This is a genomic window from Microtetraspora glauca (assembly GCF_040656155.1).
Taxonomy (GTDB): domain Bacteria; phylum Actinomycetota; class Actinomycetes; order Streptosporangiales; family Streptosporangiaceae; genus Microtetraspora; species Microtetraspora glauca.
In genome coordinates, this window is sequence record NZ_JBFALK010000004.1 from 419,825 (window position 1) to 439,889 (window position 20,065).

General features: G+C 72.9%; 13 protein-coding genes. 10 read left to right on the top strand and 3 right to left on the bottom strand.

Annotated elements, in window-relative coordinates:
• Positions 1–15: 15 nt before the first annotated feature.
• The 10 genes from moeZ (at position 16) to AB0I59_RS11005 (ending at position 15,347) form a co-directional block, all read left to right on the top strand.
• Positions 16–1,194: an adenylyltransferase/sulfurtransferase MoeZ gene (gene moeZ / locus AB0I59_RS10960; RefSeq protein WP_061259285.1), complete on the top strand. Its 1,179-nt coding sequence runs from the start codon at positions 16–18 to the stop codon at positions 1,192–1,194.
• A gap of 105 nt (positions 1,195–1,299) precedes the next feature.
• Positions 1,300–2,019 carry a hypothetical protein gene (locus AB0I59_RS10965; protein ID WP_358131996.1) on the top strand — a complete coding sequence of 240 codons (720 nt, stop codon included), beginning with the start codon at positions 1,300–1,302 and terminating at the stop codon, positions 2,017–2,019.
• On the top strand, positions 2,013–3,248 hold the full coding sequence (locus AB0I59_RS10970; RefSeq protein ID WP_358131998.1) for a S8 family peptidase: 1,236 nt from the start codon (positions 2,013–2,015) through the stop codon (positions 3,246–3,248). Before AB0I59_RS10965 ends, AB0I59_RS10970 begins: the two co-directional genes overlap by 7 nt.
• A 9-nt stretch (positions 3,249–3,257) precedes the next feature.
• Positions 3,258–4,088 carry a hypothetical protein gene (locus AB0I59_RS10975; protein ID WP_358132000.1) on the top strand — a complete coding sequence of 277 codons (831 nt, stop codon included), beginning with the start codon at positions 3,258–3,260 and terminating at the stop codon, positions 4,086–4,088.
• On the top strand, positions 4,082–5,203 hold the full coding sequence (locus AB0I59_RS10980) for a S8 family serine peptidase (protein ID WP_358132002.1): 1,122 nt from the start codon (positions 4,082–4,084) through the stop codon (positions 5,201–5,203). The genes AB0I59_RS10975 and AB0I59_RS10980 overlap by 7 nt, the downstream gene beginning before the upstream one ends.
• Positions 5,204–5,304: 101 nt before the next feature.
• A complete protein-coding gene (locus AB0I59_RS10985) occupies positions 5,305–5,676 on the top strand; it encodes a hypothetical protein (RefSeq protein ID WP_061259280.1) in 372 nt (123 codons plus the stop codon).
• Positions 5,664–5,966: an MGMT family protein gene (locus tag AB0I59_RS10990; RefSeq protein WP_358132004.1), complete on the top strand. Its 303-nt coding sequence runs from the start codon at positions 5,664–5,666 to the stop codon at positions 5,964–5,966. The genes AB0I59_RS10985 and AB0I59_RS10990 overlap by 13 nt, the downstream gene beginning before the upstream one ends.
• Before the next feature lie 49 nt (positions 5,967–6,015).
• On the top strand, positions 6,016–8,910 hold the full coding sequence (locus AB0I59_RS10995) for a CDP-glycerol glycerophosphotransferase family protein (protein ID WP_358132006.1): 2,895 nt from the start codon (positions 6,016–6,018) through the stop codon (positions 8,908–8,910).
• A gap of 54 nt (positions 8,911–8,964) precedes the next feature.
• Positions 8,965–12,138: an ATP-dependent helicase gene (locus AB0I59_RS11000; protein WP_358132008.1), complete on the top strand. Its 3,174-nt coding sequence runs from the start codon at positions 8,965–8,967 to the stop codon at positions 12,136–12,138.
• A complete protein-coding gene (locus tag AB0I59_RS11005) occupies positions 12,132–15,347 on the top strand; it encodes an ATP-dependent helicase (RefSeq protein WP_082777369.1) in 3,216 nt (1,071 codons plus the stop codon). Before AB0I59_RS11000 ends, AB0I59_RS11005 begins: the two co-directional genes overlap by 7 nt.
• A 163-nt stretch (positions 15,348–15,510) precedes the next feature.
• Here the strand turns inward: AB0I59_RS11005 and AB0I59_RS11010 are convergent, their stop codons facing one another.
• The 3 genes from AB0I59_RS11010 to AB0I59_RS11020 all read right to left on the bottom strand — a co-directional run bounded on the left by AB0I59_RS11010 (position 15,511) and on the right by AB0I59_RS11020 (position 20,053).
• Positions 15,511–17,196 carry an IucA/IucC family protein gene (locus AB0I59_RS11010; RefSeq protein WP_358132010.1) on the bottom strand — a complete coding sequence of 562 codons (1,686 nt, stop codon included), beginning with the start codon at positions 17,194–17,196 and terminating at the stop codon, positions 15,511–15,513.
• A 92-nt stretch (positions 17,197–17,288) separates the two neighbouring features.
• A complete protein-coding gene (locus AB0I59_RS11015) occupies positions 17,289–18,869 on the bottom strand; it encodes an IucA/IucC family protein (RefSeq protein WP_358132012.1) in 1,581 nt (526 codons plus the stop codon).
• On the bottom strand, positions 18,866–20,053 hold the full coding sequence (locus AB0I59_RS11020; protein ID WP_061259274.1) for a siderophore biosynthesis protein: 1,188 nt from the start codon (positions 20,051–20,053) through the stop codon (positions 18,866–18,868). Before AB0I59_RS11020 ends, AB0I59_RS11015 begins: the two co-directional genes overlap by 4 nt.
• Positions 20,054–20,065: the final 12 nt, after the last annotated feature.

Below are 20,065 nucleotides of genomic sequence, written 5' to 3' on the forward strand. Positions count from 1 at the left end.
AATGGGAGTGGGACTGTGTCGTTGCCACCACTGGTAGAGCCGGCAGCAGAGCTGACCGTCGACGAGGTGCGCCGTTATTCGCGCCACCTGATCATCCCCGACGTCGGGATGGCCGGGCAGAAGCGGCTCAAGAACGCCAAGGTGCTCTGTGTGGGCGCCGGTGGCCTGGGTTCCCCGGCGCTGCTGTACCTCGCCGCGGCGGGCGTCGGCACGCTGGGCATCATCGACTTCGACGTCGTGGACGAGTCGAACCTGCAGCGGCAGGTCATCCACGGGCAGTCCGACGTGGGCCGCCTGAAGGCCGACTCCGCAGCGGCGAGCGTCCGCGAGATCAACCCGCTCGTCAACGTGGTGATCCACAACGTGGCCCTCACCACCGACAACGTGATGGACATCTTCTCCGGCTACGACCTGATCGTGGACGGCACCGACAACTTCGCCACGCGTTACATGGTCAACGACGCCGCGGTGCTGCTCGGCAAGCCGTACGTCTGGGGATCCATCTACCGCTTCGACGGGCAGGCCAGCGTGTTCTGGGCCGAGCACGGCCCCTGCTACCGCTGCCTCTACCCGGAGCCCCCGCCTCCCGGCATGGTTCCCTCCTGCGCCGAGGGCGGCGTCCTCGGCGTGCTGTGCGCGTCGATCGGCTCCATCCAGGTCAACGAGGCCATCAAGGTCATCACCGGCATCGGCGAGCCGCTCGTCGGCCGTCTGATGATCTATGACGCGCTGGAGATGAAGTACCGCGACGTCAAGGTCCGCAAGGACCCCGAGTGCCCGCTCTGCGGCAAGAACCCCACGATCACCGAGCTGATCGACTACGAGGCGTTCTGCGGCACCATCTCCGACGAGGCCCAGGAGGCCGCTCTCGGCTCGACGATCACCGCGGCCGAGCTCAGGGACATGAAGGAGCGCGGCGACGACATCTACGTGATCGACGTCCGCGAGCAGAACGAGTACGAGATCGTCAACATCCCCGGCGCCGTGCTGATCCCCAAGGGCGAGTTCATCAACGGCTCGGCTCTGGAGGGCCTGCCGCAGGACAAGAAGATCGTCCTGCACTGCAAGTCCGGCGCCCGGTCGGCCGAGGTCCTCGCGATCCTCAAGAACGCCGGCTTCGCCGACGCCGTCCACGTCGGCGGCGGCGTGCTCAGCTGGATCAAGACGGTCGACCCCTCGCTTCCCACCTACTGACGGCCACTCGCCCGGCCGCCGTCCTCATGATCAGGACGGCGGCCGCGGTGTGGTCGTTTCGTCTTTTTGAAGGATTTATGCCTGGGTGGGGTTAAGGTCGCTGACGTGAGTGGGACACGGACGTGGCCGGCGCTGATGGTGGCGTCCGCACTCACCGTGATCTGCGTGATCATCGCCGGAGTCGCGGGGAGCGCGGCGGCCGGCGAGCTCACCAGGGGCCCGAGCGCCGGAGAGCTGCGGCAGGCGTCCGCCGCCGAGGTGGCCCGCCGCTGGGAGCTCTGGCCCGCGGGCCGGATCTTCCCCGCGACCCTCGGTTACACCGGCGAGCAGGGCGGCCGCGAGAAGGCCAGAAGAGTCGGCGTCTCCTCACGTACCGACTGTGCCGCCTCCGTCGACGCCCCCCTCCGCGCCCCGATCCGCGCCGCCGGATGCCGGGCGGTCCTGCGCGCCACCTACCTCGACGCCCTCCAGGGAATCGTCATCACCGTCGGCGTCGCCGCGTTCCCCGACTCCGTCTCCGCCTCCGCCGCCGAGGCAGCGTTCCCCAAGGGCGGGAAACCCTCACCGGGGCTGCGCGCCCTCGCCTTCCCCGGAACTGTGACCGACCGGTTCAGCGCCGCCAGCCGCCAGGCCGGTACGGCCAGGCAGGCCGGGCCGTACGTCATCCTGACCACGGTCGGGCAGGTGGACGGGCGGCCGGCGCGCTGGGTGGGCAAGCAGCGGCCCACCATCTTCACCTTCACCGGCGATCTGGCCGCCCAGATCGCGACGGCGCTCACCGCGCCCGCCGCCCCCGACTGCGAGGCGAAGGAGTGGCGATGCTGAGGCCGCGCGTCCTGGCCGTGCTCGCCGCGCTCACGGTCGCCCTGCTTCCCGGTACGGCGCGCGCCGACGACGTGCGGGCGAGCCAGCACCCCGTGTTGCGGACCCTGGACCTCGCCGAGGCGTGGCGCCACACCAAGGGCGAGGGCGTCACCGTGGCCGTCCTCGACTCCGGAGTGGACCCCCGGCACCGGGACCTCGCCGGATCGGTGGTCATCGGCAAGGACTTCACGGTGGGCGCGAACCCCAGAGGTGTCGCCCCCACCCGCCTGCACGGCACGTACATGGCGTCCCTGATCGCGGGACACGGGCACGGCCCCGGGCGCGAGGACGGCGTGATCGGTGTCGCGCCGGACGCGAGGATCCTCTCCGTGCGGGTGATCCTCGAAGACGAGGAACCCGGCTTCCGGACGTTCAACTCCGATGTGCGCTACGAGGGCGTGGTCGCCAAGGGCATCAGGTACGCCGTGGACCGCGGCGCCGACGTGATCAACCTGTCGATCTCGAAGGACCTGCCGACCGAGGAGGAGCGGGACGCCATCCGTTACGCCATCTCCAAGGGCGTGGTCCTGGTCGCGGCGGCGGGCAACGAGGGAGCGGGGAAGCGCGACGCCCCCTACTCCTATCCGGCGGCCATCCCCGGCGTCATCTCGGTGGCCGCGGTCACGCCCGCCCTGCGCCGGGCGTCGTTCTCCAACCGGAACTCCTCGGTCATGGTCGCCGCGCCCGGCGTGGACATCCTCGGCGCCGGTCCGGGCGACGAATACTGGGTGGGCCGCGGCACCTCCCAGGCGACCGCCCTGGTCTCCGGCGTCGCCGCGCTGATCAAGGCGCGCCATCCACGGATGTCACCCGCCCTGGTCGCGCAGGCACTCACCTCATCCACTTCCACCCGGAACAGGTACAACACCGGCACCGGATTCGGTGTGGTCAACGCGAACCGGGCCCTGACGACGGCGGCGGCGCTCGCCCGGCACCGGGCCACGGCGTCGGGACCGGGCGTGCAGGACCCCTCCCGGAAGATCGGCGCGAAGGAGCGCGATCCCGAACCGGTGGCGGTGGTGCGGCGCGACCAGCGGGCCATCGTCGTCTACGCCGCCGTCGCGATCGGCGGCCTCATCGGTGCCGGCACCGGCCTGGTCGTCCTGGTCCTTCTCGTACGGCGGGCCAGGCGTGAGGACGACGACACCCTGGTTCCGCCTGCTCCTTGGCGTACGGAGCCTCAGACGTAGCATCGAGGTATGTCGCCCGACCAGCCGGGGAAACGTCCCCGCGCGCACCGCTGGCCCGCGTCCGCGCGGAGGGCGGAGGCGGCCCAGGCGGCCGCGGCGCGGGCCGAGCTGGCGCGCGGCGTCAGGCTCCGCTCGACGTACGTCGCCATCATGGGCGTCGTCCTCGCCGTCGCCGCCGTGAACGTTCTGCTCGGGGCGGTCGGCGTGCTGCGGGAGACGCGCTCACGCCCGCTGACCGGCGCCGAGCGGGCCAGATACGCCCAGGAGGACGTCGCCCGCCGATGGCGGGCCTGGCCGGTCGGGATGGTCTTCCCCGAGGAGCTCGAATACGCCGGGCTGGGCCGCGCGCAGCAGTTCGCCCGCCGGGTCGGGATCGCGCCCGAGAGCGCCTGCACTGCCGCGGTCGACGCGCCCGTGGCCTCCGTCCTGCGCAGATACCGCTGTGTCACCATGCTGCGGGCGACGTACGTGGACCAGACGGCGACTTTCGCCGTCACGGTCGGCGTGGCGGTGCTCCGCGACGAGCAGACCAGGGTGGACGCCTCCGCCAAGCTGCCGCAGGACGACCGGGTCGGCGTGCGGCCGGTCGCCTTCCCGAACACGGTGACCGACCTCTTCGGCGCGGCGCAGCGGCAGCGTACGGGTTGGGTGGGGGCCGGGCCGTACATCGTCTTCTCCTCCGTGGGGTACACCGACGGTCGAACCCGTGACTCCGTGTCCCCGGAGGAGCAGTTGAACAGCGAGATGTGGCCGGTCGCGCAGTCGATCGCCGCGCGCATCGCGCGTTCCCTGGCCGAGCCGCCCGACGTCCCACGCTGCACCCAGGGGAACGTGTGCTGAGGCGCGCGGCGCGGTGCGCCGCCGTCCTGTCGGTCCTGCCCGTCCTGTCGGTCGTGTCCGCTGCCCCGGCCCTGGCGGCGCCAAGCGGCGACCGCGTGGTGCTCGACGCCGTCAACGCCGAGAAGGCGTGGAAGGTCACCAAGGGCGAGGGCGTGATCGTCGCCGTCCTCGACGGCCGGGTGGACGGCGGCGCGTCCGAGCTGAAAGGGCGGGTCGAGCAGGGCCCCGACATGACCGGCACCGTCTTCGGCCGGGCGAAGTCGTCCCCGGGGGAGGCCACGGCCACGGCGTCCCTGATCGCCGGCGACGGGAGCGGCGGCGGCGCCTGGGGCGTCGCGCCACGCGCGCGCATCCTGTCCATCCCCGTGATCTCCGAGACTCTGCCCGGCGACTTCGTCGATCCGCAGGCGGAGCCGGGAGCCGCGATCGACAGCCCGCTCGCCCGGGCGATCCGGCACGCCGCGAACAACGGGGCGAGCGTCATCAGCGTCCCCACGGGCTCCTATGCCGTGGGCAGGATGGACCGCGACGCGATCTCGTACGCGCTCTCCCGGGGCGTGGTGATCGTCTCGGGCGTGGGCGACGGCGGGGACTACTGGCGGTTCCCCGCCGGATATCCGGGAGTCGTCGGCGTGGCCGCGGCCGGGAAGGACGCCCCCACCAGCACGAACCTGTCGGTGCTCGTCGCCGCGCCCGGCGTGGACCTGCCCGTGGCCCTCCCGGACGGCCGGCACGGCCACAGGACGGGCAGCGGCCCGGCCAGCGCGATCGTCGCCGGCGTCGCCGCCCTCATCAAGGCGCGCTACCCGGACCTCAAGCCCGAACTGGTGACCCGCGCCCTCATCACCACCTCGCGCCGCGGGGTGCCCGGATACGACAAGAAGACCGGCTTCGGCGTGGTCGACGCGGCGGCCGCGCTCGCCAGGGCGGGGGAGCTGGGCGGGTACGCCCGTACGGTGCCGGTGGAGGAGGATCTGCACTTCGGTGACGGCAGGCTCACCCCGGGGCCCGCGCGCCCGGGACCGGATCCCGTTAGGCTCTGGATCTACGGCATCGGCGTCCTTCTCGGCGTCGGCGCCTTCGTCGCGGCGGTCGTGGTGCTCACCCGCCGGTGATCACGTGTTGATGGCCGTTCGGCTGCGTTTCGGCTGCGGTATGGCCGATCTCGGCACTATCGGGCACAGGCGGGGGCAAAGGTTCGCTAAGGTCGCGGCTCATGGGGTACGAGCTGCGCGTCGAGCGGGAGTCACCGCTCGCCTACGCCGAACTCGCGAGCGTGATCTCGGCGGAGGCCGGATACGAGCTGCGCGGGTCGCAGGAGGCCGGCGAGGTTCTCGCGTGGCACGGCGACGCCGTGCATCCGGTGGCGACCTGGTCGGGCCGGCTGTCCGGCCAGCCGGGGTCCGACTGGCATGTGGCCCAGCTGGCCCGGCTCTCCGATCTCGTAGGCGCCAGCCTCATCGGCGAGGACGGCGAGGCGTACGGCATCAGGAACGGCATCGTCGAGCAGATCAACGGCACGTCGAGCTACGAGTTCGGGAAGCTGGAAGAGATCATCGCCGCCGGGCCGGCCGAATGGAGCACCTGAGCGGCTACGCCGAGCGGGTGCTCGAGGTGGTCGAGCGGATCCCACCCGGCAAGGTCATGCCGTACGGCGACATCGCGGAATACCTGGGGGAGGGTGGGCCGCGGCAGGTGGGACGCGTCCTGTCCCACTGGGGCGGCGGCGTTCCGTGGTGGCGTGTGCCCAGGGCGGACGGATCCCCGCCCGCGGGGCACGAGAGCGAGTGCCTCACCCGGTGGCGCGAGGAGGGCACGCCGCTCCGGGGAGACCGAGCTGACATGAGACGCGCTCGATGGGACGGACGCGCTCGCTGACCGCTTACCATTTCTAGAACACCGGTCTCCGAAGGGTGGTGCCTCCCCTATGACACCCGCGCCCACGAGCGACACCGTCGCCGACCGATTGCGGGCTGTTCAGGAGCTTTATGACCGGGGTGAGTCCATAGGGGCGCTGGTCGCCCTGGTCCGGGAGGCGGGCCTCGGGCCGGCGGAGCGCCGCGGCGTCGATCGCGAGGCGCTTGCCGGACCGCTCGGACTGCGACTGGACGCGGCGGCCAAGCGCGGAGCCGCGCGCCGCCGCGAGGCGATCTCGGTGCTGCGCCCCTATCTCGCCGAGGTGGACCCCAGGGTCAAGCGGGACCTCCCGGTCGGCCGCCGGGCCGGATACCACCTGGTCGAGACCCGTGACCCCGAGGAACTGGCCGAGAGCGACGCGCTGGCCAAGCTGGCCGCCGCCGCGGCCGAGCCGTCCCGGCGGGTCCGCAAGGGGTTCCGGTGGTACGCCGACCTGCCCGTCGAGGTGGACGACAAGCTGCTCCGGCTGCGCAGGGCCGACCTCGTCCCGGTGACGCAGATCGACGACATCTCCTGGGTCGGCGGCCGGCTGCGCATCACCGGCCACGCCTACCTCGCCGGCCTGTCCGTGCGCAGCCGCCGCTTCAACCACGCGACCGTCGTGCTCAAGGGCCCCCGCTGGCTGCCGCGTGTGACGCTGAAGACCCGCCGCGTCTACCGGCCGGAGGCCACCCACGCGGCCAAGGAGCCGGGCTGCAACTACGACTGGGCGGGGTTCACCGCCGAACTGCACCCGTTCTCGCTCCGCTGGCGGGCCGCCCTGCGGGCCGTGGTCCGCGGCGGCAAGCGGGTGCTCCGCCGCCGCAACACGGTCCAGGACACCACCACCTGGCGGGCCGAGATCGCGATCTGGAGCCGCATGGCCCGGGCGACCGGCACGCTCCGCGGCCCGGCCATCGGCCGTACCGAGCGCCCGGCCGGCCTGCAGGTCAAGCCGCGCTGGTGGGTGCGCCCCGTGTGGACGTCCGACAAGTCGCTCCAGGTGGTCCTGCAGCCGACGAGAGCCGAGCTGACCCGCGTCCGGCTGGACGGCGACAACGTCGTGCTCACCGGCTTCATCCCCGGGCATCCCGTCACCAGGGGCAAGGCCCGGGTGGGCGGCCACCGGATGGCCGCCGAGTTCGCCCCGGTCGAGGGCGGCAGCGAGTTCACGCTGGCGCTGGGTGTCCAGACGCTGCTCAAGGACCGCGACGCGCGCCGGTTGTGGGTCGAGCCCAAGGGAGAGCCCGCCGCGGCCGTGATGCTGGAGGGCGGCGAGGAGACCCGGCTCATCGTCGGCGACCGTGAGATCACCGTCCAGGGCGACCGGCGTGACCGGGTGGTCATCTCCGGGCACAAGATCCTGCCCGTGATCACCTCGGCCGAGTGGCAGGACGACGCGCTCACCCTCACCGGTACGTACCCCGACCCCGATCCAGGTCCGCGAGACCTGCTGTTGCGGCACCGCGGCGGCCTGATCATCCGCGTTCCCCTGCGGCGTGACGGCGAGGAGTTCTCCGTACGGATCGCGCCCGGCGCGATGCCCAGGTTCGGGAGCACCGTCCCGCTGGCCGAGGGCGTCTGGAGCATGTCGGTCGCGCCGCCGGGCAAGCACGGCCCCGCCATCGCCCCGACCCGCTTCGACCACGCGGGGCTGGACGCCCTGGACGAGGAGCAGCGCACCGTCGACGGCCGCGTCTACCGGTTCGTCGCGACCCGTTACGACGTCCCCGTGCTCGTGGCGGCCGAGGACCGGCCGGGTGACGAGCGCAGCGCGGCCGGAGTCTGGGCGCTGAGCCGCAACTTCTACCCCGCGGAGCGGGCGCGGCCGCTGCGCGAGGCCGCGGTCTACGTCTCCTACGACGGCAGGTCCTACTCCGACAGCCCGCGGGCGATCTATGAGGAGCGGCTGCGCCGGGGCGACGACAGCGAGCACATCTGGGTCGTCAGGGACGGCGCCTTCGTCCCGCCGGGCTCGGCCGACCTCGGCCTCGGCGGGGACATCGTCCCCAAGGTCGTCAGGGAGGGCAGCCGGGAGCACTACGAGGCGCTGGCCCGCGCGAGATACGTCGTGTCCAACGGCTTCCTGCCGCCGTGGTACCGCACCCGTGACGACCAGGTGTGCGTCCAGACCTGGCACGGCACCCCCGTCAAGCACATCGGCCGCGACCTGCCGCACATGCGGCGCGAGCCGAGGCCGCCGGTCTGGCACCGCCAGGCCGTCGAGGTGCGCGGATGGGACGTCCTGGTCTCGCAGAGCGCCTGGGCCTCCTCCGTGATGCGCAAGGCGTTCGGCTACGAGGGAGAGATCCTCGAGAGCGGATACCCGCGCAACGACGTGCTGGCCGGGGACCGCGAACCCGCGGCCGCCGCGATCAGGCGCCGGATAGGCATCCCCGAGGGTAAGCGTGTGGTCCTCTACGCGCCGACCTTCCGCGACTACGACCGCAGGAACGCCTCGGTGAAGCTGGACCTCGTCGACGCGCGACGCGCCCTCGGCGCCGACCACGTCGTCCTCGTACGCGGTCACGCGATGCAGGCGTTCCCGCACGTGCCGTCCCTGGACGGGTTCTCCATCGACGTGACCACCTATCCCGACATCGCGGACCTGCTCCTGATCGCGGACGTGCTGGTCACCGACTATTCCTCGACGATGTTCGACTTCGTGGCGAGCGGGCGGCCGGTCGTGCTGTTCACGCCGGACCTGGACCGCTACCGCTCGGCCCGCGATCTCTACCTCGACCTGGAGTCGCAGCGGCCCGGACTCCGGCTCGCGACGTCTCCGGAGGTCGTCGAGGCACTGCGGTCGATCGACTCGGTGTCGGCGAAGCTCGCCGACCGATACGCCGCGTTCGTCCGCACCTACGCGCCGCACGACAACGGCAAGGCCGCCGCCCGCCTCGTCGATCACGTGTTCTCCTCCTGACCCTGTGCCCAACGGGGCACGATCAGTCCCCGTGGTCTGGTGGAATGGCGTGTTATGAGTTATCAGCTGGTACGTCGTGGGGCGGTTGGGCGGCATGCTGCCCCCGTTCTCGACGAGCACCAGCGCGCGGTCGTCGAGCACGGGTCCGGCCCGCTGCTCGTGCTCGCCGGGCCGGGCACGGGCAAGACCACCACGATCGTGGAGACCGTGGTCGACCGGATCGAACGGCGCGGCGTCGATCCCGAGCGCGTCCTCGTCCTCACTTTCAGCCGCAAGGCCGCCGGTGAGCTGCGGGAACGCATCACCGGCCGGATGCGCAGGACGACCAGGACGCCACTCGCCCTCACCTTCCACAGCTACGCGTACGCGCTGCTGCGCCGTGAGGCGGTGCTGGCGGGCGAGCCGCCGCCCCGGCTGCTGACCGGCCCGGAACAGCTCCTGGAGGTCCGCAGGCTGCTCCACGGCGAACTGGAGGACGGCGCGCGGCACTGGCCGTCACGGATGCGGGAGATGCTCGGCACCCGCGGGTTCGCCGAGGAACTGCGCGACTTCCTGTCCCGGGCGGCGGAGCGCGGCCTGGACGGCGACGCGCTGATCCGGCTCGGACGCCGGCACGGGCGGGAGGACTGGCAGGCCGCCGGGCTGTTCTCCTACCGCTACCAGGACCGGTTCGACCTCGACCCGGTGCCCTCGCTCGACTACGCCGAGCTGATTCGCGCGGCCGCCGGCCTGCTCACCGACGGCGACGTACGGCGGCGCGAGCGCGCGGCCTACGACGTCGTGTTCGTGGACGAATACCAGGACACCGACCCCGCGCAGGAACTCGTCCTCCAGCAACTCGCGGGCGACGGGCGCGACCTGATTGCGGTGGGCGACCCCGACCAGTCCATCTACGGGTTCCGTGGCGCGGACGTGCAGGCGATCCTCCGGTTCCCGGAGCGGTTCCGCACCCTGGACGGCCGCGAGGCGCCGGCCATCGCGCTGCGGGTCTGCCGCCGCAGCGGCCCCGAACTGCTCGACGCGTCCAGGCGGGTCGCGGCGCGGCTTCCCGCCACCCGCACCGGCCATCGCGACCTGCGGCCGGTGACCGGAGCGGAGCCGGGCGGCGTGCGCGTCCTGATCGCCGACAGCGCCAGCCAGGAGTCCGCCGTCGTCGCGGACACCCTGCGCCGGGCCCATCTGCTCGACGGCGTGCCCTGGTCCCGGATGGCCGTGCTCGTGCGCAGCGCGGCCAGACAGATCCCGGTCCTGCGCCGCGCGCTGGTCACGGCGGGGGTGCCGGTCGTCGTCGGCGGCGACGAGGTGCCGCTCATCCAGGAGCCCGGGGTACGGCCCCTCATCACCCTGTTCAAGGTCGCGGTCCGGCCCCCCGCGCTCGACGCGGCGACCGTCGAGGAACTCCTCACCGGCCCGCTGGGCGGCACCGACATGATCGGCGTCCGGAGGCTGCGCCGCGCCCTGCGGGCGGAGGAGCACGCCGAGGCCGCCGACGAGCAGACGTTGCCGTTCGAGCCCCGATCCTCGGACGAGCTGCTCGTGGCCGCGATCCGTGAACCTCAGACGCTGATCCCGGTGGAGCCGCACGTGGCCGCGCCCGCCGAGCGTGTCGCCAAGCTGCTCCAGATCGCGCGCTCCGCCGTACGAGACGGGCCGGAGGCCGTGCTGTGGGCGATCTGGCAGGCCAGCGGGCTCGCCGAGCGATGGACCGAGACCAGCATGTCCGGCGGATCCAGGGGAGCCCAGGCCGACCGCGACCTGGACGGGGTCGTGGCCCTGTTCGACTACGCCGCCCGCTTCGTCGACCGGCTGCCCAAGGCGGGCGCCGAGGTCTTCCTCGACGACCTGATCTCGCAGGAGATCCCCGGCGACTCGCTCGCGGAGCAGGCGCCGGACGGCGAGGCCGTACGCATCCTGACCGCCCACCGGTCCAAGGGCCTCGAATGGGACGTCGTGGTGGTTCCCGGCGTTCAGGAAGGCGTGTGGCCGGACCTGCGGCTGCGCGGTTCCGTCCTCGGCATCGAGACGCTCGTCGAACTGGCCGGAGGCACGGCGCCGGACACGGCCGCGCTCGACACCGGCGCCGCCGCGGCCGCCCTCGCCTCCAAGCTGCTCGCCGAGGAGCGCCGGCTGTTCTATGTCGCGGCCACGCGGGCGCGCCACAGGCTGGTCGTGACCGCGGTCGGCGGCGAGGACACCGACGAGCGTCCCTCCCGCTTCCTGTCCGAGCTGCTGCCCGGCGGCGCCGAGCCGGTGACCATGGACGACAAGGCGCGTTGGCTCAGCATGCCCGCGCTCGTCGCCGACCTGCGCGCGGCCGTCTGCGACCCGACGAAGCCGGAGGCGCTGCGTCGGGGCGCCGCGACGCACCTCGCCCGGCTGGCCCGGGCCGGGGTGCCGGGCGCGAGCCCGCACGACTGGTACGCGCTGACCCCGCTGTCCGACGACCGCCCGCTCGGCTGGCCGGACGACATCGTCCGCGTCTCGCCGTCCGCGGTGGAGAACTTCACCAAGTGCGGACTCCGGTGGGTCCTGGAGACGGCCGTGGGCGCCGGGAGCTCCAGCGTGACGCAGAGCCTCGGCACGGTCATCCACGCGATAGCCGTACTCGCGACGGGCGACGACCCGGACCTCGGAAAGCGGCTGGACGAGGTCTGGGGGCAGTTCGACTTCGGCGGGGTGTGGTTCAACCGCAAGCAGCGCAAGGTCGCCGAGCAGATGGTCGAGCGGTTCCTCCAGTGGCACAGGAACAACGAGCGCGACCTCGTCGCGCTGGAAGAGCCGTTCACGGTGACGCTGCCCGACGCCGGCGTACAGATCAAGGGCCGGGTGGACCGGGTCGAGCGGGACAAGGACGGCCGGGCCGTCATCATCGACATCAAGACCGGCGGCACCAAGCCCAAGGACGGCGAGCTGGACCGGCACCCGCAGCTCGGGGTCTACCAGCTCGCCACGCTGCTGGGCGCGTTCAAGCGGCACGGCCTGGTCGAGCCGGGCGGGGCCGCGCTCGTCCAGGTGGGCAAGGCCGCGGGTGTCAAGGGCGAGGCCAAGGAGCAGGCGCAGGGAGCGCTCGGCGAGGACGCGGATCCCGGTTGGGCCGAGGACCTGGTCACGACCGTCGCGGCCGGCATGTCCGAGAAGGTGTTCGTCGCCAAGGTGAACGACGGCTGCCGCACCTGCGCCGCGAAGATCTGCTGCCCGGTCAACGACAGCGGAGGTCAGCTGTGCTGAGCCCGGTCGAGCTCGCCGGGAAGCTCGGCATCCTTCCCCCCACCCCCGAACAGGCGGCCGTGATCGAGTCCGGCCTGGAGCCGATGGTCGTCGTGGCCGGCGCGGGATCCGGCAAGAGCGAGACCATGGCCGGCCGGGTCGTCTGGCTGGTCGCGGCGGGCCTGGTCCGGCCGGAGCAGATCCTCGGGCTGACCTTCACCCGCAAGGCCGCGGCGGAGCTGGCCGACCGGGTGCGCAGGCGCCTCGCCGGGCTCGCCTCGGCCGGTCTGGTCCCGGCCGAGCTGCTCGACGCCGAACCCACCGTCTCGACCTACCACGCGTACGCCGCCCGGCTGGTCACCGACCACGCGCTCCGCGAGGGGCTGGAGCCGACGATGCGGCTGATGACGCCGGCCGTGGCATGGCAGATGGCCGCGCGTGTCGTCGGCCAGTACGACGGCCCGATGGACCTGGTCGACCTCGGGCCGCCGAGCGTCACCGCGGCGGTCCTTGAGCTCGCGGGCGAGTTGGCCGAGCATCTGCGCGGCCCGGGCGACGTCCGCGAGGTGGGCGCGTGGCTCCGTGAACGCCTCGCCGCCGTGCCGGGGAAGGCCACGCTGCCCCAGCAGCGGCCGGTACGGACCCAGGCGGTGCGCGAGCAGCTCCTGCCGCTGGCCGAGGCGTACGAACGGGTGAAACGCGCCAGGGAGGTCATCGACTACGGCGACCAGATGGCCCTCGCCGCGCGGATCGCGGCGAACCACCCCGAGGTGGGCGCGTCGGAGCGGTCACGGTTCTCGGTCGTGCTGCTGGACGAGTACCAGGACACCAGCCACGCCCAGCTCGTCCTGCTTCGGGCCCTGTACGGCGGTGGACACCCGGTCACGGCGGTGGGCGACCCGTGCCAGTCGATCTACGGCTGGCGCGGCGCGTCGGCGGGCAACCTGTCCCGGTTCCCCGAGGACTTCCCGACGGCGGCGGGAGATCCCGCGCCGGTCCGTCAGCTCTCCGTCAGCTTCCGCAACGGCGAGCGGGTGCTCGACGTGGCGGCCAAGATCCAGGTCCCGCTGCGGGACGGGCGTCGCGGGAGCGTGCCCGTGCTCGTGCCCGGCTCCAACCGGGTGGATCGCGGCCGGGTCGTCTGCGCTTTCCACGAGACCGCGGAGAACGAGGCCGCCTGGATCGCGGACGGCATCGCCAGGACGCTCGGCGCGGAGCAGGCACCCGACGGCCTGCCCTGGGCCGAGGGCGAGCGGGGGCGCGCCCTGCAGGCCAGGGACGTGGCGATCCTGGCGCGCAAGCGAGCGCAGTTCCCCGCCCTGCGCCGGGCCCTCGAAGCGCGGGGCATCCCCGTCGAGGTGGTCGGGCTCGGCGGCCTGCTGACCGTCCCCGAGGTGGCCGACATCGTGGCCACGCTGCGCGCGCTCTACGACCCGACGGCGGGTGACGCGCTCGTGCGGCTGCTGGCGGGGCCACGCTGGCGGATCGGCCCCGCCGACCTGAAGGTCCTCGGCGACCTCGCCCGCCGGCTGAGCCAGGAGAGCAGGCGGGCGAACGACCCGCTGGAACAGGTGATGGCCGACCTGGAGAGCGAGCGTGGCAGCCTGATCGACGCGCTCGACGAGCTGCCCGACCGGCCGGAGTGGCTGGAGCCGTTCTCGCCGCTGGCCCGGGTCCGCCTGCCCGCCCTGGCGGGCGAGCTCAGATCGTTGCGCGCCCGCGCGGGCCAGCCGCTGCCGGACCTCATCATCGAGATCGAACGGCGGCTCGGCCTGGACGTCGAGGTGGCCGCCAGGGGCGGCAGCGCGCTGGCGGCACGGGCCGACCTCGACGCGTTCCTCGACGCCGCGGCCCGGTTCGCGGGCGACGCGGAGGACCCGACGCTCGGCGCGTTCCTCGCCTACCTCAAGGCGGCGGAGAGCGAGGAGTTCGGCCTTGAGGCCGGGCGGGTCGGCGAGACCAACAGCGTGAAGCTCATGACCGTCCACGCGTCCAAGGGCCTGGAGTGGCCGGTCGTCGTCGTGCCCGGCCTGTCGCAGATCACCACCCAGAAGGGCGGCCTGGCCAAGGGCAGCGTCTTCCCCGCCACACCGGTCACCAACTCTCGATGGACGGAGAACCCACGCAAGCTGCCGTACCCGCTGCGTGGCGACGTGTCGGACCTGCCGGAGCTCGCGGGCCTCGACAAGGACGCGATCGCCGAGTTCGACGAACGTTGCCGCGACCGTGACCTGCTGGAGGAACGCCGCCTCGCGTACGTGGCCGTGACCCGGGCGCACTACCTGCTGATCGCGTCGGGATACCGCTGGGGCACCTCGTCGAAGCCGCTCGAACCCTCCGACTTCCTGACCGAGATCCGCGACGCGGGCGCCACGGTGACGCACTGGGACGAGAGCGACGCGGCGCAGAACCCGCTGCTCGCCGAACCCGCCGAGGCGTCCTGGCCGTCCCTGTCCGTACGCGACGCCGTGCTGGAGGGCGCCCGCATGGTCGAGGAGGCCATGGAACGGGCGCTCGAAGGGGTCGACGACCGTACGCCCGCCAGGGGCGAGCGGATGCGGGCCTGGGAACGTGACACCGAGTTGCTGCTCAGGGAGCGCGAGCGGCGTAGGGAGGCGGCGGTCGTCGATCTGCCCGCGCGGCTCTCGGTCTCGTCACTCGTCACGCTGGCCGGGGACCCGTCGGCGCTGGCCCGGCAGGTACGGCGTCCGCTGCCGAGGAAGCCGGCGCCCCTTGCTCGGCGGGGCACCGCGTTCCATGCCTGGTTGGAGTCCCGGTGGGGGCAGCAGCGGCTGATCGACGACTTCGAGCTGCCCGGCGCGTCCGATGACCTTTCCGACGCCGACGTCCAGCTCGCCGAGCTGCAGGCGCGGTTCGAGGAAAGCGTGTGGGCCTGGCGGGAGCCGCTCGACCTGGAGGTTCCGTTCGAGACGATGATCGCGGATCGCCTGGTCCGTGGCCGCATGGACGCGGTCTTCACCGACGGCGACGGCTATGTGGTGGTCGACTGGAAGACCGGTGAGCGACCGCGGGGCAGGGCCGCCAGGACCGCCGCCGTCCAGCTCGCCGCGTACCGTCTGGCCTGGGCGTCGCTCGCCCGGGTGCCGCTGGAGAAGGTCGGGGCGGCCTTCCACTACGTCCGCTCGAACGAGACCGTGCGGCCGGTCGACCTGCTCGACGCCGAGGGCCTGGCCGACCTGATCCGCCGGATTCCCCAGCTGGATTCGTGAGGCGGGGTGCCCCCGGGAGTCAGCCGAAGATCAGTGACGTGTCGAGCTTGATCCCGAACGGCTCGGGCAGCTCCAGTGCCGGTCGGCTCGAAAGGAGGGCGGGAGAAGGCTCTCTACCGCAGGGTGAAGAGACCCTGTCCGGCGGCTCCGGCGAACGCCGGCGTCAGGCGAGGGGGTTGGCCACGGGGACGTATCCGGCGGACCGGTCGGCGTCCCTGGCCCAGCGCACGCCGAGGTTGGCCTTGGCGGGCAGCGGCGTGCCCGCGAGCAACTCTGCCAGCAGGGGCGGCGAGCCGTGGCCGGCGGCGTACGCCTCGATGACGTCCCTAGTGATCGACCAGAGCCGGGGCAGCGTGTCCCCGCCCGCGTGGTCGGCGACGGTGGCGGCGATCTCGGCGAGGTGGTTGACCAGGAGGCAGTAGACGACGCGGTTCCAGCCGCGCTCGGTGTCGTAGGTGATCGCCGAGGCCACCGCGGGGGGCAGACCCGACACGTCGTGCCGGTCCCTGACGAGCTTGGTCCCCTCCATGTCCCGAAATATGGCTTCAACGGGGAAGCCGTGGTGATCGACCCCGAGCAGCACGTTCTGCAGGTGGGGTTCGAGGACGACCCCGTGCGTGAAGTACGCGTCGAGCACCGGCGGCGCCACGCGTTCCACATAGGCGTGCCACCAGGCCAGGGGGTCGGCCGCGCCGTACGGAGCCGAGGCCGGTGTTCCCGGGTGCCCTCCCTGAAAACGCCCGGTGTGGGCCCCGGAGCGGTTCCCCGTGCCCGGCACGGCAGCGGCCAGCGCTCCGGCGAGGACCGGGGTGACGCCCGGACCGCACACCTCCCACGGACCCGGCCGGAGGATCACGCCGAGCCCTTCGAGTAACCGGACGCCGAGGTCCGCCGACCGGTAGCCGGGCTCGGGCAGCCGCCGCGTGCCCGGGAAGTCCGCGGCGAGCCGCGCGAACACCGGGCCGAGCCGCTCGCTGAGCTCCACCGCCCCGATCAGCTCATACCAGGCGTTCTTCCGTACGCAGTTGGTGATCCGCACGTCGAGGCTGAACTTCAGGCACAGCCCGGAGCCCGGGTCGTACACGGTCCGGACCGACGAGGTGGGGACCACGGGCCGGGAGCCGTCTCCCAGATCGACGAGCCGTCCGTCGGACAGCGGGCCGCGCAGTTCGTCGGCGAGAAGGTCGAGCTGCCACGGGTGGGCGGGCAGCAGGACGTATCCCGGCGGTGCGGAGCCGAGCAGGCCCAGCGCGCCGGTGTCGCCCCGCCCGGCCACCAGGTCGGCGCGTACGCCGAGCAGTCGGAGCGGGAACTCCACGTGCGCCTCCGGCGCGTAGCGCAGCCAGCCCGAACCTGCGCGTGCCTTGGGGGAGGGGTGGAAGGGGTGGCCCGCCACCAGCGCCTGCTCCGAAGCGAGCCACGGATCGTCGGGGGGCCTGGCACGTTCGCGGGCGCGCAGCAGCGCCGTGACCGCCTCACGGCTGTTCGCCACCTGCCCGGCGAACTCCTCGTTGCCGCCGGGGAGCTCCTGCTCGACCAGCTTGACCAGCATCTCGGAGCTGAGCGGCTGCCACACGCCGCCCGCGAGCCACTCAGGCGGGCCGTCGAAGCGCAGTGCGATCCCGCCGTGGACTCGGGCGCGCAGCAGGGTCCCGGCCACCCGGAGCAGCAGGTACGGCCCGGCCGGCCAGACCTGACCGCGCGGCCCGGCCACCTCGCGGACGCAGCAACGGAGCAGCGCGCCCAACGTCACCGCCTCCGCGACGGCGCGGCGGTCCTCCCTGGCGGTCGAACGGCCCTCGTCCACGGACGGGCGGCCTTCTTCGGCGAACGGACGGTCCTCGTCCATGAACAAGCTGCCTTCTCCCGCGAACGGGCGACTCTCTCCCGCGGATGGACGTTCTGAGGCGGGCGGCTGGTTCTCCGCCGCGGGCACGGCGCTCATCGCGGGAAGCGGAGGTAGTTCGGCCCGCTGGTGCCGTAGAACTTGTTGACGTCCCTGGCTCCCGACCGTTCCTTGTCCACCAGGGTCGCGGCGGTGACCATGGACTTGCCGACCAGCCGGGCCGCGTCCAGGGTCCTGGCCCGCAGCAGACGGGCCATCGGGTGCTCGCCGAACTCCGAGAGCGCGTCGTCGAGCGCGTCACGGACCAGCCCGGACGCGTCCTCGACCGCCCCGAACACGATCGCCGCGGCGGCCAGATGCAACGTGATCGTCACGAACACGTCAGCGAGGGAGTGCGGGTCGTCGGTCAGCATCCGCTCGTCGGCGAAGGCCGGTACGGCGAGCCCGGCCGAGCCCAGACGGTCCGGGGCGGCGAGGAGCCCGTCGTTGTCCTTCACCATCAGCCGCATGGTCCCGTCCGTGAACACCAGCGACAGGTTCTGCTGGTGGGCCTCCAGCGCGATGCCGTACCGCGCGAAGAGCCGGACGTTCCACGCGAAGAGGATGGCCAGGTAGTCGCGGAGGAGCGCCCGGACATCACCCGCGTAGAACCGGGCGGCGATCTCGGGCAGCACACCCGGCGCGGCCAGGGCCGCCACGGGGACGATCTCACCGGGGGGCAGCCTGCGGATCATCCAGCCGAGGTACTCGTGGCCCGCGTGGCCGTGGAGCTGCTCGTCCGCGAGGACCACCGGCAGGTCCGGCTCCCGGCTGAGCACCTCGCGGAGCAGCGACTCGGCGAGCGCGCCGTCTCCCAGCGTGTCCGGCTTGATCGACCGACGGTTCCGCAGCCCGAGCGTGCTCGTCGGGATCGGCAGTTTGAGGTGCAGCCGTTCGCCGGCCACGACCGTGCGCATCGACAGCGTGGGCCGGACCCGGAGGTACGGCAGGCCCGCCACGATGACGCCGGCGATGCCGGTGACCACGGGAAGCGCGAGCGGATGCACGGGGAAGAGCCGGTGCGTGTCCGCCAGCCGTTCCGGGAGCCCCACCTCGGCCATGCAGGGAAAGAAGAGTCCAGGGCTGGTTTCCGCTTCGGAGGAGAGCGTGACGCGGTCCCGGGGAACCGCGGCCCAGCGGAGGTCGAACGCGGGCGCGAACTCCGGAGCGTACGCGAGCAGGCCCTCGGCCGGGACGCCGAGGCGGCAGCGCGCGGTCGGGTACACGGGATGGTCCACGGCCGCCGCGAGCGCCTCGTACCGGATCGGGCCGTGTACGCGGGCGGGCGCCTGCGTCCCGTGGCGGTCGTAGAGCTCCAGCGCGGCGAGGGTCTCGTGGCATTCGGTGGCGAAGGCCGCGACCCCCGGGGCGTCGGCGGGCGTGGCGACCGCCTCCAGCGTCTCCAGCACCTCCGCCAGGGTGAGCGTCACCCCGGGGGCGATGGAGAAGTCCTGGAACAGGCCGCCGGGCGCGAGCCGTACCCTCCGGCCGGACGCGAGGACGAGGGCCACGCCGTCCCTGCTGTGTTCCAGCCGGGACGCCATCCCCGCGAAGTCCTCGCGGAGCAGCGCGTTCAGCACCCTCCTCGCCAGGTACGGCTCCCGCCCCACGGGGTGGAGCCCGGGTATCGCGTTCATGCGATCACCCAGGGCCGGCCGCCTCGGAAGGAGGCCACGGCGGCGTCGACGCTCGCGCGGTCCGGGCCGACCGCGCGCAGCAGGCCGAGATAGTCGCGGTTGGTGCGGGTCAGCTCGACGCGCTCGCCGACCCGCCGCAGCGGTCGATGCCACAGGCGCACTCCGTCGTGTTCCCGAGGTCCGTCCCACGGGCCCTCCCACGGACCCTCCCCCGTCGGAGGCGCGGCGGCCACCACGCCGGAACGGTCGGCGACGAGGCTCACCACCGCGCCGTGCCCGGCGACGGTCGCCTCTCCCCGTTCGGGCAGCGGCTCGCCCGCGTGCACCCGGAGTATCCATTCGAACAGCGGCACGCCGATCAGGTCGGCGAGGAGGAAGTCGCAGTTGTCGCCGATCACGCGGTAGTTGACCTCGATGATCCGCGGCCCATCCCGCGTGACGACGTATTCGGTGTGGCACGCGCCGAAACCCACGCCCAGCGCGGCCAGCGCGGCCAGCACGTGCTCGCGCGCGCCGGGGGGAGGCTCCGGATCCCAGTCGAGCCGCTCCTCGACGAAGTGCGGCAGCGGGCCGAGCGTGGTGCGGAATCCGCCCAGTACGGTCAGGGTGCGGCCGTCGCCGAGCGTTTCGAGGGTGTGGAGGGGGCCGTCGAGGTACTCCTCGGCCACCAGGACCTCGCCGGGCCGCCGCGTCCTGATCCCGGCGACGGCGTCGGCCAGTTCCTCGGCGTCCCTCGCCAGGACGACGTCCTCGCTGGCGACACCCATGGCGGGCTTCACCACCGCCGGGTACGGCACGGCGTCGGGGAGGCCGCCCCCGGGCGTCAGCCGTACGGACCGGACGGTCTCGAGCGGCGTGAGCCGGTGGCGGGTGAGCGCCTTGTTCTTGGCGGTGACGCAGGCGCGCCAGTCCTTGCCGGGGAGGCCGAAGTACGCGGCGGCGAGGGCGGTCTCCGCCTGGATGTGGTCGGAGTTGGAGAAGATGGCGCCGGGCGCGTGGTGCCGGGCGATGGTGTCGATCACCGCTCGGACGTCACGGACGTCCGTCTCGATGGTCTCGAACCCGGGATATCCGCCGGGGTGGTCGGTCAGGATCGTGACGTCCCAGCCCAGAGCCTCGGCCGCGGGCAGGAACCCCCCGGTGACCGAGTCGGTCGGATTCAGCGAGGTGAGGTACAGCCGCACGCAGTGACCCCC